We start from the raw sequence: 14,664 nt of genomic DNA on the forward strand, positions 1-14,664 counted from the left end.
GCCATCGCGAATAAAAGCTTATTTTTGTACAATTATGTTAAAAACGAAAATTCTACTAAGTCTTTTTTTAATCGTTGGAACTTTATCATCGTGTAAAAAAGACAATTATAATGCTGAAAAACAAGCTAAAATAGACGACGGCTTAATTGTTGATTTTTTAGCAAAAAATAGCATTGTTGCTGTAAAACATAGTTCAGGTTTATATTATCAGGTTTTAAATGCAGGTTCTGGAAATGAGGTAACGGCATCCAATACTGTAACTGTTAATTATCAGGGTAAACTTTTAAATGGAGTTGAATTTGATAAATCGACGGCACCAGTTTCTTTTTCGTTGGCCGGTAATTTAATTCAAGGTTGGAAAATTGGTGTTCCTTTAATTAAAAAAGGTGGCAAAATAAGACTGATTATACCTTCAGCCTTAGCTTATAAAAATTCATCTCCAGGGGCTGGGATTCCTGAAAATGCTGTTTTAGATTTTACAATTGACTTAATAGATGTACAATAACATGCAAATGAGCAAAAAACTAACTATATATTCTTTCGCCTTATTAGGTGTATTGGTGCTATTTAATTCTTGTAAAAAGGAATATGAATCTATCGAAAGCATCGATGAAGCTAAAATTCAGGCTTATATAAAGCAGAATAACTTGACTATGACTAAAGATCCATCTGGTTTTTATTATCAAGTTGTTAGTCAGGGGGCTGGAGATGCTATGTTGAACAAAGATTCTGTTTTATATGATTTTAATATCAAATCTTTAGCCGGTGTAGAATATCAGAAAAATAGTGCCATTAGTAACTTTGGAAATTATTTAGGATACATTACACCTTCACCGTATAGAATTGCATTAACTAATTTAAAGAGAGGAAGTTCTGTTAAGGTAATTTTCCCATCTTACTTAGCTTTTGGAAAAAATGGAAGTGGTAATATCCCTTCAAATGAAGTACTAATTTCAGAAATATCAACTTATACACAAAAAACACAATGGGAATTGGATGATATTAAAATAAAAGCATTTCTAACTACAAAAGGAATTGCTGCTACTAAAGATCCATCAAGAGTTTATTATCAAGTTTTAACAGCAGGAACAGGAACTGATGCAATAAACCAAAATTCTACGTTAGTAGTTAAGTATACAGGAAGACTATTAGATGGAACTGTTTTTGACTCAAACACTTCATATTCTACCACTTTAAATGGAGTAATAGTAGGCTGGGGAAAAATTCTGCCATTATTTAAAAGTGGTGCAAAAATTAGGATATTTATTCCTTCTGATCTTGCATATAGTTCAATTGGCAATGGTTTGATCCCTGCTAATGCATCATTAGATTTTGATATAGAAATAGTGAGTGTAACCAATTAACTCAAACTAAAAACATTTAAAGCCGTTAAGATTTTATTCTTAATGGCTTTTTTTATGCCAATGCTTTTTTAAACTCCTTTAAAACTCTATCTCGAGCAAAGGTATGTTCTACTATTGGAATAGGTAGAATAGCTAATTTATATGCTGGAGCCCACTTAAAAACATATTCCATTTTAGAGTCGAATTTTTTAAGCTGTAATTCTGGATTAAAAACTCTGAAATAAGGGGCTGCATCATTGCCAGAGCCACATGCCCATTGCCAACCCCCAACATTACTAGCTAGTTCATAATCTAAAAGTTTATCGGCAAAATATGCCTCTCCCCAACGCCAATCAATTAGTAAATGTTTGCATAAAAAGCTAGCAACAACCATACGTATACGGTTGTGCATAAAACCAGTTTGATTGAGTTGTCGCATACCTGCATCCACTAAAGGATATCCGGTTTTTCCTTCACACCATGCTTTAAATTCTGCTTCATTATTTCTCCATTTGATATTGTCATAAGCGGGTTTAAAGGCTTTGTTCGTAATGTGTGGGAAATGCCAAAGTATCATCATGTAAAAATCTCTCCATGCTAATTCCGATAACCATTTTTCCGCATTATGTGCAATAGCTTTTGCTGCTGCTTTTCTAATACTAACAGTACCAAACCTTAAATGTAAACCGATATGTGTGGTTGCGTCTGCTGCCGGATAATCTCTTTTTTTCTCATAACTAGCTAATTTTTCTTCAAAATTCAGTGTAGGAAATTGTTGAGAAGATAATTCAAATCCCATTTCTTCCAATGTTGGAAATGATAACTTATGAGTTGGAAAAAAATTGTGTATGTACTTTTCTGAAGGATAAGGTTTTAGGTAAAAATCATTTAGTTTGTTATTCCAGACCTTAAAGTATGGTGTAAATACGGTGTAAGGTTTTTGATCCGCTTTAACAATTTCACTCTTCTCAAAAATAACCTGATCTTTAAAGCTATGAAAGATAATCCCTTCACTTCTTAAAAACTCTGCAAGCGTATCATCACGTCTAGTAGCATAAGGTTCATAATCATGATTTGTATAAACAGCTTTAACATTATATGTTTTTAAAACTTCAGCCCAAACCTTTTCAGGAATCCCATATTTAACAATAAGAGAAGTATTTTTTTGTATTAATTTTCCTTGTAAGCTTTCTAATGTCTGATAAATGAAAGTAACCCTAGCGTCTTTTTTGTTTTCAAGTTTATCTAAAATATGTTTATCAAAAATAAAGAGTAACAATACAGGGTGAGACCCTTTCAATGCATGGTAAAGCGCTGCATTATCTTCTAATCTTAAATCTCTTCTTAGCCAGCAAATGCTAATTTCTTTCTTTTCTAAATGATGGTGATTGCTATTTTTATTTTGTGCCATTAATTTACGTTTATTCCACTTAGCTATTTGTATAAATAGAATTAAGTGCATCATCTAAGTGTACATAGTCAAATTTGTAACCTGTATCTAAAAGTTTTTGTACCATCGTATTACTACTCATTAAAGGTAAAATACTCATTTCTCCAAGAATTGTGTTTAAAACAAATTTAGGTACATGAACTGGCCAAACAGGTCTGTTTAATTTTTTAGCAATCGTTTTTGTGAAGGATTTATTGGTAACTGGAAAAGGAGCACAAGCATTATATGCACCAACCATTTGGCTGTCTTCTACGGCTTTGGTGAAAATTTTAATAATATCATTTAAATGTATCCATGGCATCCATTGTTTGCCACTACCTAAAGGAGCTCCAAAGAAAAATTTGATTGGTTTTTCCATAGCTTTTAACACTCCACCATCCTTACTTAAAATTAATCCTATCCTAATTTTAACTACTCTAATTCCTAATTTTTTGCCTTGGTTAGCGGCATCTTCCCATTTTACACAACATTGTGATAAGAAATCATTTCCACTATCACTTTTTTCTGTCAAAACTTCATCGCCTCTATCTCCATAAAAACCTACTGCAGAAGCAGAAATAAACGTGCTAACTGGTGCTTTTGTTTCTTGAATGGTTTTGTATAAAAGTTGAGCAGACATCACCCGGCTATCAATAATTTCTTGCTTACGTTTATTTGTCCACTTTTTATCTGCAATGCCCTCACCGGCTAAGTTTATAACAGTATCAATTCTTTTAAGTGCATCTGGATCTATAGTTTGGTTATACACATCCCACAAAAACACATTAACATCTTTTATACTAATTTGTCGCCTGGATAAAATAGAGATTTTATGTCCTTGTGCTTGCAAAGCAGGAATAAGTTTTTTTCCAATTAAACCACTTGCTCCAGTGATGAGAATGTTTTTTGCCATAATTAACAAACGGTTATTTTAACTTTTGGTTTTCACAAGATAGTACAATAGATAAGAAAACCCACCAACAAATGCCAAATGTGTTGGTGGTATGTAAAAAATAGAATGTTTAAACGAGTAATTGCTACAAAATTTGCAAATTGCAAGTCAATATAAAAGGCTACGGATATGAGCAAAAAGATTTTAGTTTGGTTTAGGAATGATTTACGCTTGCATGATAATGAAATGCTGGTAGAAGCCATAGCTAAGTCTGACGAAATTTTGCCTGTTTATTTTTTCGATCCACGGCAATTTGAACTCACACGTTATCATAGCATTAAAACTGGAGCAATCCGAGCTCAATTCTTGCTTGAAAGTGTAGCTGCCTTACGTCAATCATTTCAGCAGCATGGTGGTGATATTCTAGTTTTGAAAGGAAAACCTGAAGATTTTTTACCAAATCTTGTGAACCAATATGAAATTGCAGAAGTTTATCACCATAGGGAAGTGGCAAGCGAAGAAACCGTGGTCTCAACTAAAGTAGAAGATTTATTATGGAAGCAGAAAGTAAATCTGAAACATTTTATTGGTCATACACTTTATAATAAAGAAGATTTACCTTTTCCAATAAAAGATATACCTGATGTATTTACTCAGTTTAAAAAGAAAACTGAACGTGATGCGATAGTTAAACCCTGTTTTTTAACACCTGATAAAATCGACTTTGTTAATGTTGAAGATTGGGGTGTTTTACCTGAATTAAACGAACTTATAGTACATGAAGATTTAGATGGTTTAATGCAAAATATTGAATTTAGGGGAGGTGAACAACAAGCTTTCGAGCATTTGCATGATTTTCTACATACTGGAGAAGATATGGCTTTAGCAAATGCGTCTTTAAAAAAGAATGAAATTATTTCTAAGCTTTCCCCTTGGCTCGCTTTAGGTTGTTTATCTCCTAGGGAGGTATATTGGAAAATGAAAGAAGCAGAAGCTAATTATGGATTGAAGCCATATTTTAATCAAATAGTGCTTGGTCTTTTATGGCGTGATTATTACCGTTTTATGTTTAAAAAACATGGAAATACTTTCTTTAGACCAGAAGGGTTCTCAAAAGATGCTAAGGTAATTACTTTAGCAGATAGCAGTTTGTTAGATTCTTGGAAAACTGGAACTACAGGGCATCCATTGGTTGATGCAATAATGAATGAATTAAACGCAACTGGTTACATCAATAATGCTTCACGTCAATTAGTAGCAACCTATTTAATTTATGAGTTAAAAGTAAATTGGGTAATGGGTGCTGCTTATTTAGAAGAAAAATTAATCGATTATTCGCCTGCAAGCAATTGGGGCAATTGGGCTACTGTTGCTGGAGTTGGTAACGATCAACGTTTAACCACAAGTTTTGATTTCGAAAAGCAGCTTAAAGTTGTAGACCCAAAAGGAGTTTATGCACAAAGTGTAAGGGCGTAATCTACTTTTTGCCAACTTCATAAGTGGATAAAATTAACAGTTGATATTACAGGTTCAAAAAAACCGTTTTTTATTTGATTAAATTGTTAAGATTGTTGCCATTTTTGGTGGTAAAATCCTAATTTTGCATTACTTATCGTAAAAAAATACTAATGGATAACTTATCTTATCTCAATGGCGCCAATGCCGAATATATCGAGTCCTTATATCAAAGCTATAAAGAAGACAGAAATTCGGTAGAATTTGGATGGCAGAAATTTTTTGAAGGCTTTGATTTTGGAAGGGGTTCTGATGCTGCACATGTAAGCAATGAAGCTCCAGAACATTTTTTGAAAGAAATTAATGTTTTAAATTTGATTAATGGGTATCGTCAACGCGGACATTTGTTTACCAAAACAAATCCGGTAAGAGAAAGACGTAAACATTTACCAACACTCGCTATAGAAAACTTTGGTTTAGCAGAAGCTGATTTAAACACTGTATTTAATTCTGCAGTTGAAACAGGAATTGGTGCACCTGCAAAGTTAAGTGATATAGTTGCTTTCTTGGAACAAACCTATTGCAGATCTATTGGAGCTGAATATTTATATGTACGTACTCCAGAAATCTTAAAGTGGATCGAAACCAAAATGGAAAGCGATCGCAATACACCTAAGTTTTCTATTGATGAAAAAAAACGCATCCTTACCAAATTAAATGAAGCGGTTAGTTTTGAGAATTTTTTGGGCACCAAATTTTTGGGACAAAAACGTTTCTCTTTAGAAGGAGCCGAAGCATTAATACCTGCACTAGATTCTGTAATCGAAAAAGGCGCAGAATTAGGTATCGAAGAGTTTGTAATTGGAATGGCTCACCGTGGTCGTTTAAATGTGCTGGCGAATATTATGCAAAAGACCTATAAGGATATTTTTGCAGAGTTTGAAGGCAAGGGATATAGTGCAGAATCTCCTTTTGGTGGCGATGTGAAATATCACTTAGGTTATTCTACCGATGTAACAACAAATAGTGGACAAAATGTTCACTTGAGTTTATGTCCAAACCCATCGCATTTAGAAACTGTAAATGGTGTGGTAGAAGGGATGTCGCGTTCTAAAATCGACTTCAAATATGCAGGAGACAATAGCCGTTTAGCACCAATATTAATACACGGCGATGCTTCAGTAGCTGGTCAGGGTATTGTATACGAAGTTATACAAATGGCAGGTTTAGAAGGTTATAAAACTGGTGGGACTATCCATTTGGTAATTAATAATCAAATCGGTTTTACTACAAATTATAAAGACGCTCGTTCAAGTACATATTGTACAGATATTGCTAAGGTAACTTTATCACCAGTTTTCCATGTAAATGGAGATGATGTAGAAGCTTTAGTTTATGCTATTAATTTAGCAATGGAATACCGTCAGAAATATAAAAATGATGTATTTATTGATATTTTATGCTACCGCAGATTTGGACACAACGAAGCGGACGAGCCGAAATTCACTCAACCATTATTATATAAAGCGATAGAAAAACACGCAAATCCTCGTGATATTTATATCGATAAATTAACTAAAACAGGCGAGTTAGAAGCTGGTTTAGCTAAAGAAATGGAGAAACAATTTAAAGGCCTTTTACAAGAGCGTTTAAATGAAGCTAAAGAAATTACATCAACATACCATGATGTTAAATTTGGTGGTGCATGGGCAGAGATGCGTATTGCCACGGCTAAAGATTTCGAAGTATCTCCAAATACAGCAGTTAAAAAAGAAACCTTATTGGAAGTTGCTAAACGCATTTCTTCTTTGCCTGCAGATAAAAAGTTCTTCAAAAAAATTGAAAAATTATTTGATGAACGTAATAAAATGGCAACTACCACTCATGTATTTGATTGGGCAATGGGCGAACAGTTAGCTTACGGAACCTTATTAGCCGAAGGTAAGAGGGTTCGTTTAAGTGGGCAAGATGTAAAGAGAGGTACTTTTTCTCATCGCCATGCGGTATTAACTTTAGAAGATAGTGAAGAAGAATACACACCATTATTAAATGTTTCTGAGCAACAAGCACAATTTGATATTTACAATTCGCATTTATCTGAATATGGTGTTTTAGGTTTCGAATATGGTTATGCAATGGCAAACCCGAATGCATTAACGATTTGGGAGGCGCAATTTGGAGATTTCTTTAACGGTGCTCAAATTGTGGTTGATCAATATGTTGCAAGTGCAGAAACAAAATGGCAAAGAGAAAATGGATTGGTGATGTTATTACCACACGGATATGAAGGACAAGGACCTGAACATTCGTCAGCAAGAATTGAACGTTTTATGGAACTTTGTGCGGATTACAATATGCAAGTAACAAATTGTACTACACCTGCAAACTTCTTCCATGCCTTACGTCGTCAATTTAAACGCGATTTCCGTAAACCATTAGTTGTATTTACACCTAAAAGCTTATTACGTCATCCGCTTTGCGTTAGTCCATTAGCTGATTTTACAGATGGTAAATTTAAAGAAGTAATAGATGATGCAAATGTAAAACCTGCAGATGTGAAACGTGTCGTATTTTGCAGTGGTAAAATCTATTATGATTTATTGGAAACTCAAAAAGAAAATAAAAAAGGTGATGTAGCTTTGGTACGTGTTGAACAGTTATATCCAACTCCAGTTGATCAAATGGAAGCAGTTTATAAACGTTACAAAAATGCTAACGATACAGTTTGGGTTCAAGAAGAACCGGAAAATATGGGAGCTTGGCCTTATTTGTTACGCAGACTGAGAAAAACTTCATTGAGCGAAATAGATGTAATTTCTAGAAGAGAAAGTAGCAGTACTGCTACTGGTTATATGAAACAACATACCAATCAGCAGGCATACATTGTTTCAACAGCTTTTGATGTTCCGATAACTGAAAAAGTGAAAGAAACGGTAGCAAAAGCGACTAAAAAATTAGTAAATATAGATTAAAAGAGATTTGAGAAATGAGATGTGAGTTTTGAGAAGGTTATGTAACTTGCAATATTCAAACTTTACAACATTTCAACTTTACAACATACAATAAATTATGGGTTTAGAAATAAAAGTTCCGCCAGTTGGCGAATCGATTACAGAGGTAGTTTTATCACGTTGGGTTAAAAACGACGGAGATTTTGTTGAAATGGACGAAATCATTGCTGAATTAGAATCTGATAAAGCTACGTTTGAGCTAACTGCAGAAAAAGCGGGAACTTTAAAAACTGTAGCAAGTGAAGGCGATACATTGCCAATTGGCGCAGTAGTTTGTTCTATAGAAGAAGGTGGTGCTGCGGCTCCTGCTAAAGAAGCAGCGAAAGCTGAAGCTCCAGTTGTTGCTGATAAAGTTGCAACTCCTGTTGCAGAAAAAACTGGCGATAGCTATGCTTCAGGAACTCCATCGCCGGCGGCAGGAAAAATTTTAGCTGAAAAAGGTATTGATGCAAGTGCAGTAAAAGGTACTGGTGTTGATGGAAGAATTACTAAGGAAGATGCTTTAAAGTCTGAAAATGCTAAGTCGGGAAGTCCGAAAGTTGAAGCAGCTAAAGTAGCAGCTCCAGTTGCTGCAGTTGCAGGTTCTAGAGGTGAACGCAGAGAAAAGATGTCGCCATTGCGTAAAACTGTAGCTAAACGTTTGGTAACTGTGAAAAATGAGACGGCCATGTTAACCACCTTCAATGAGGTAAACATGAAACCAATCATGGATTTGCGAGCAAAATATAAAGATCAATTTAAAGAGAAATTTGGCGTAGGCTTAGGCTTTATGAGTTTCTTTACTAAAGCGGTTTGTGAAGCAGCTAAAGATTTTCCAGCAGTAAATGCTCGTATTGAGGGTGAAGAGGTGGTTTATAATGATTTTGTAGATGTTTCTATAGCAGTTTCTGCTCCGAAGGGATTAGTGGTTCCAATTATTAGAAATGCAGAAAGCATGTCTCTAGCTCAAATTGAGAAAACTGTAATTGAATTAGCTACTAAAGCAAGAGATAGCAAATTGACAATTGAAGAAATGACTGGCGGAACATTTACCATCACCAATGGTGGTGTATTTGGATCGATGATGTCTACACCAATTATTAATGCGCCACAATCTGCTATTTTAGGAATGCATAATATTATCGAACGTCCTATTGCGGAAAATAAAGAAGTGGTAATTCGTCCAATGATGTACATCGCTTTATCTTATGACCATAGAATTATTGATGGACGTGAATCGGTAGGATTCTTGGTAAGAGTTAAACAATTGTTAGAAGATCCGGCTAGATTATTATTAGGCGTGTAATTTTAAATAACATATTTAGCCCTAATGCTTACACATTAGGGCTTTTTTTTGAACTTTATTCTGAATTTAATGAAAAAAATAGGATTAGCTGTATTGCTTTTTATGTCTATTGGTAAATTATCAGCGCAAACACAACTTCAAAACTCTGGCTGGTTTGCCATTTTTAACACTACTAAATTTAATGCAAAGTGGGGGCTAGCTTTTGATGCGCAGTTTCGTAGTTCTGATAACTGGGAATATTTAAGAAATGTACTCATAAGACCAGGTATAACTTATTACATCAATAATAAAAACAATATAACTGCTGGTTATTTATATACAACTACAGATACTCGTTTAATAGGGACATCAAATAACATTTTAACAGAAAATAGAATTTGGGAGCAGTATATCTTCACACATAAATTAAAATCTGTTTTTGTATCTCACAGAGCAAGATTAGAACAACGATTTATAGAACAAGCCAATAGCGATGAAATATTTACACAACGTTTTCGCTATTTTATAAGACTAATGCAACCTTTACAAGCTAATTCAGCGGCATTCGAGAAAGGCGTTTTTGTTGCCTTACAAAATGAGGTTTTTTTAAATGTTCAAAATAAAGAGTTGCTAAATAACAGTTTGTTTGATCAAAATAGATTTTATTTAGCTGGTGGGTATCGCTTTTCTAAAAATGTTGATATTGAGGCTGGGTACTTAAATCAATATAGCAATGGATTAGTAAAAAATACTTCAAATCGTGTTGCTCAATTGGCATTATATACACGTTTTTAAAAGATTAATTTCTTTTAAGCTATAAACAAAAAAAAGCTCTCCGACTTTAATCAGAGAGCTTAGCTTTTATGTGTGTTAAAAGCGTTTATATTTTTCGAACTCTACCAGAGCCTATTACTGTTTGATCTACACTTGGATTACCACTATAATTTACGCTGCCTGAGCCACTTATTACAGCGTTAATTTTGTCGTTAGCATTTACATTTACAGAACCAGATCCGCTAATTGTTGTAGAAAGTGTGCCTACTGAAAATCCAGTTTTGGCTAACGACCCTGAGCCGCTAAGCGTTACATTTGCTCTACCTGCCTTTCCAGAAATATTTAAATTTCCAGAACCACTAATTACGCCATTAAAATTATCTACCTCTATATTAGCAGATATATTACCAGATCCGCTTAATGTTGCTGCAAAGCCTGCACCTTTTATTGATCCTACTAAACTCATCTTGCCAGAGCCACTCATAGTTAGGCTTTTAATTACTTTTGCACTAACATAAGCCGTAATTTTTTTGTTTTCGTATTTGTGGCTCCAACTTGTCCAACTATTTTGAGGTCTGATTATTAGAACATTGCCTTTTACTTCTGTAATTAAAGTTGCAATGGCATCTGCATCTCCTTCAAATCTTAAACCTTCTGAGTTACCCAAGGTAACGACTACATTTATTGGTCCGCCGGCAGCAACACCATTAAAGTTTTTTACTTCTCTATCTTGTTTTGAAAACTTAGATAAACCAATAACGATTGGATAGTTTGCCAAAACAGGTTGTAGGCTCATAGTGGCTAGTACCAAAATGAAACTTAATGTGATAAATATTTTTTTCATGTCTAGTTTTTATTATTAGACGTTAATTATTTCTTAAACGTTGCATGCATTTGTGAAATTTTTATTCGCCTTTTTTTGTATTTACATAAAAATTTGGTTCAGTTTTAAAGTTATCCATATTTACTGACGCATCAATTTTACTTGTTTTCCAATCGTTAGTTGGTTTAATCAAGGTATATTCATCTGCTTTTAACGAAACTTTTATAGGCATATCAAATCCTTTAACATCTGTTATCCAACGATAAGACAATACACCGTTGTTAATTTTATATTCTAATACAGGGATTTTTGAATAACGTAGATACTGGTCAAATACTTTGTCTAATTTTAATCCGCTTTGCTTGGCGATGTAATTTTCTACTTCTGCAGATGTTACAGTTTTATGATAGTAAACTTTATTTAGGTCTCTTAAAATTCCTCTAAACTTTTCATCATTATCTATTAACTGACGAATTGTATGAATTAAATTTGCTCCCTTTGGATACATATCTCCACTACCTTCTTTGTTCACATTATATGGACCGATAATTGGTTCTCTATTACCAATACCTTTTCTAATGCCAATTATGTAAGCCTCTCCAGCTTTTTTGCCTTGAGTAGATTCAGTAAATAAGGTTTCCGAATAATTTGTAAAACCTTCGTGTAACCACATATCTGCTAAATCTTTACTGGTAATATTATTCCCGAACCATTCATGCCCGCTTTCATGCACAGTTATAAAATCCCATTTTAAACCTAGTCCTGTACCTGATAAATCTCTGCCTAAATATCCTTTTTTAAACTGGTTACCATACGCAACTGCACTTTGATGTTCCATACCTAAATGTGGTGCTTGCACCAATTTATAACCATCTTTATACCAAGGATATGGCCCAAACCAATATTCGAATGATTTAAGCATTGGTTTTACATCCGCATCCCAATGTGGACGAGCTACCGCACTATCTTCTTTTAACGACCAAAAATCTATTGTTAATGGACCATTTTCTCCAGCATAAGTATCAGTCCAATGTGCGTATTTGCCAATTTGAAATGATACATCATAATTGTTAATTGGGTTTGCCACAAACCAATTGTGCTGTTTATAGCCATCTGGTTTATTTACTACGCTACGCAAACGTCCGTTAGAAACTTCATCTAAATCTTTTGGTGCAGATATACTGATGAGCATACTATCTACTTCATCGCTTTGATGGTCTTTTGTTGGCCACCATACGCTAGCACCCAAACCCTGACAAGCTACAGAAACGAAAGGATTACCACTTTTATCTTTTTTGAAAATAAAGCCACCATCCCAAGGTGGATTACGTGCAATAGGTGGATTACCATTATACCACACTTTGAAACTTTCTTTACTGCCTTTTTTAACCGTTTTTGGGAAGGTGATAAATACAGCATTGAATTCACGAGTGTATGGTAATTCGGTTCCTTTATATACAACCTTCTCTATTTTTAAATTAGCAAATAAATCGAATTGAAGTTTGGTAAAATCTTGTGTAGCAGTAAAAGCAAATTCATTACTCCCACTTACCGATTTATCATCTAAATTAATTTTTACATCTAAGTGGTAATAATTAATGTCGTAACAAGTGCGTAGAGGAGTAAGCATTCCTCTTAAAGTATCTGCTCTAGTGTAGGTTTCTTTAGCTACCCCAAGCTGAGCTTTGGTACTTAAGCTTAGTAACACTAGGACTAGCATTGTGAGAATTTTTGTTTTCATCAGTTTTACTTATTTATGGTTTTAAAACATTTACAGTTATAAATGAACTGTTATGAGTATCGTGGTAAATTTTATGTGTTGCTTTTTGAAAATCTTTAGGCTCTGCCTGATAGATATCCATAAATTTTTGAGGATTTCTATCTGCTAATGGGAACCATGAATTTTGAATTTGTATCATAATACGATGTCCTTTTTTAAACGTATGGGCAACATCTGGAAGTGGATAATTTACTTTTGTAATTGCACCAGGTACAAATGGTTCAGGTTTTTCGAAGCTGTTACGGTATTTTCCTCTCATAATTTCTCCTCTAACTAACATTTCATAACCTCCCATTATTAAATTTTTAGGATTGGGAACTGGATTTGGTGCATCTTCTGGATATACATCAATTAGTTTTACCACATAATCTGCATCGGTACCTGTGGTAGAAACGACTAAATTTGCTAATACAGGCCCTGTTAAGGTAATATCCTCTGTCAAAACATCAGTTTGATAAGTTTTAACATCAGGTCTACGAGCTGCGAAACGCTGATCATCTATCATATATTCACGTGTTCGTCTGGCCTGAACCCCATCTTGATAAGGAACTGGATTTGCAGGATCGCTCACATATTCATCCCAGCTATCTGTTCTTCCAACTTTTTCAAATGCTAACTTCCCGTTAGGTTGCAAATACAAATTTTTGCTCTCGGTATCTGCAGGTGGCCAGCTACTAAACCTTTTCCACTGATTACTTCCTGTTACAAAAATATTAGCTTCAGCAGGATTAAAACTACCTTCTCCTTTTAGGTAATATTTAAAGAAAGGTAGTTCGAAGTTTTCTTGGTAATAGGTGCTAGTAGGTTGACCAAATTCTATATCGCCAAAACTATTTCCTGTGCTGCGTACCCAACCGCCGTGAAACCAAGGTCCAGCTACTAAAATATTATTCGCTGTAGGATTTTGCTTTTCAATTGCTTTGTAAGTAGCGAAAGTTCCATAGGCATCTTCTGCATCAAAAAAACCACCTACAACCATCACCGCAGGTTTTACATTGGTTAAATGTGGTAATATTAATCTGGCTTTCCAGAACGTATCCAAGTTTGAATGTTTAAATAAATCGTTCCAAAATTTAATGCTATCTGCAAAATATTTGTCTTTTAAATTTTTTACTGAACCAGCTTCTAAATAGAAACGATAGTTATCTTGTATAGGAAATTTGAAACCTTTAGGGCCTTTATCTGGTGTAATAGGTTTAGGACGAGGAACACCAAAGGTTGTCATGAAGCTAAATGCATCCATTAAAAACAAAGTGCCACGGTGGTGAAAATCATCTCCCATAAACCAATCCGTTACAGGTGCTTGTGGAGAAACTGCTTTTAAAGCAGGGTGTGCATTTGGTAATGATGTTGTAGAATAAAAACCAGGATAGGAAATTCCAGAAATCCCTACTTTGCCATTATTATTTTGTACGTTTTTAATTAACCAATCGATGGTGTCATACGTATCCGTACTTTCATCTATTGCTTTATTTCCTTTGCTAGTGGTTTGCGGTCTAACATCTTCAAAATTTCCTTCGCTCATCCATTTCCCACGTACATCTTGATAAACAAAAATAAAGCCTTCTCTCATCATACCCGGAAAATTACCCAAGCTTGTTTTGTATTTGTCTTCACCATAAGGTGAAACTGTATACGGAGTACGATTTAGTAGAATGGGATATTTTTTACTTTGATCTTTTGGCATATAGATCGAGGTAAATAATTTAACTCCATCACGCATCTGTATTTGTCGTTCTATTTTGGTATAATGACTTTTTACATAAGCCGAATCTGTTTCTTGTGCAGAAACTGAGCATGAAAATGAAATGATAAAAAGAACTAAGAATAGTTTTAAATTGGTCATAGCGGTGAGAATAGGTTATAAAGTATAAATATAAAAAAAATGCAATT

At 34.3% G+C, this 14,664-nt stretch carries 11 protein-coding genes; 6 read left to right on the forward strand and 5 right to left on the reverse strand.

The annotated features are described in order from the left end of the window. The first annotated feature begins 34 nt into the window (after positions 1-34). Together HQN85_RS09925 and HQN85_RS09930 are read left to right on the forward strand one after the other, a co-directional pair. Entirely contained in the window at positions 35-505 is a 471-nt protein-coding gene (locus tag HQN85_RS09925) for an FKBP-type peptidyl-prolyl cis-trans isomerase (RefSeq protein ID WP_173271713.1), read from the forward strand. Between the two features lie 7 nt (positions 506-512). Then, the gene (locus HQN85_RS09930; RefSeq protein WP_173271714.1) at positions 513-1,364 is read left to right on the forward strand and encodes an FKBP-type peptidyl-prolyl cis-trans isomerase; all 852 of its coding nucleotides are present in this window, start codon (positions 513-515) and stop codon (positions 1,362-1,364) included. Between the two features lie 52 nt (positions 1,365-1,416). Here the strand turns inward: HQN85_RS09930 and HQN85_RS09935 are convergent, their stop codons facing one another. After that, on the reverse strand, positions 1,417-2,754 hold the full coding sequence (locus HQN85_RS09935; protein WP_173271715.1) for a cryptochrome/photolyase family protein: 1,338 nt from the start codon (positions 2,752-2,754) through the stop codon (positions 1,417-1,419). Positions 2,755-2,773: 19 nt separating this feature from the next. After that, positions 2,774-3,685, reverse strand: a complete 912-nt coding sequence (locus HQN85_RS09940; protein WP_173271716.1) for a TIGR01777 family oxidoreductase — start codon at positions 3,683-3,685, stop codon at positions 2,774-2,776. 168 nt (positions 3,686-3,853) lie between these two features. Between HQN85_RS09940 and HQN85_RS09945 the strand changes: the two genes are divergently transcribed. From HQN85_RS09945 to HQN85_RS09960, 4 genes are all read left to right on the forward strand, one after another. Next, the gene (locus tag HQN85_RS09945) at positions 3,854-5,140 is read left to right on the forward strand and encodes a DASH family cryptochrome (RefSeq protein ID WP_173271717.1); all 1,287 of its coding nucleotides are present in this window, start codon (positions 3,854-3,856) and stop codon (positions 5,138-5,140) included. 152 nt (positions 5,141-5,292) lie between these two features. Continuing rightward, complete coding sequence (locus HQN85_RS09950) at positions 5,293-8,091, forward strand: 2-oxoglutarate dehydrogenase E1 component (protein ID WP_173271719.1); 2,799 nt, start codon at positions 5,293-5,295, stop codon at positions 8,089-8,091. A gap of 97 nt (positions 8,092-8,188) precedes the next feature. Then, on the forward strand, positions 8,189-9,415 hold the full coding sequence (gene odhB, locus HQN85_RS09955; protein WP_173271721.1) for a 2-oxoglutarate dehydrogenase complex dihydrolipoyllysine-residue succinyltransferase: 1,227 nt from the start codon (positions 8,189-8,191) through the stop codon (positions 9,413-9,415). Between the two features lie 69 nt (positions 9,416-9,484). Beyond that, positions 9,485-10,189 carry a DUF2490 domain-containing protein gene (locus tag HQN85_RS09960; RefSeq protein WP_173271723.1) on the forward strand — a complete coding sequence of 235 codons (705 nt, stop codon included), beginning with the start codon at positions 9,485-9,487 and terminating at the stop codon, positions 10,187-10,189. 85 nt (positions 10,190-10,274) lie between these two features. On the opposite strand, the gene HQN85_RS09965 is transcribed toward HQN85_RS09960, so the two are convergent. From HQN85_RS09965 to HQN85_RS09975, 3 genes are all read right to left on the reverse strand, one after another. Further along, positions 10,275-11,012: a head GIN domain-containing protein gene (locus HQN85_RS09965; RefSeq protein WP_173271726.1), complete on the reverse strand. Its 738-nt coding sequence runs from the start codon at positions 11,010-11,012 to the stop codon at positions 10,275-10,277. Between the two features lie 61 nt (positions 11,013-11,073). Beyond that, complete coding sequence (locus HQN85_RS09970) at positions 11,074-12,732, reverse strand: M1 family metallopeptidase (protein ID WP_173271728.1); 1,659 nt, start codon at positions 12,730-12,732, stop codon at positions 11,074-11,076. A 13-nt stretch (positions 12,733-12,745) separates the two neighbouring features. After that, on the reverse strand, positions 12,746-14,617 hold the full coding sequence (locus HQN85_RS09975) for a CocE/NonD family hydrolase (protein ID WP_173271730.1): 1,872 nt from the start codon (positions 14,615-14,617) through the stop codon (positions 12,746-12,748). Between the last annotated feature and the right edge of the window lie 47 nt (positions 14,618-14,664).

This window comes from Pedobacter boryungensis, from assembly GCF_013204825.1.
GTDB classification, from domain to species: domain Bacteria; phylum Bacteroidota; class Bacteroidia; order Sphingobacteriales; family Sphingobacteriaceae; genus Pedobacter; species Pedobacter boryungensis.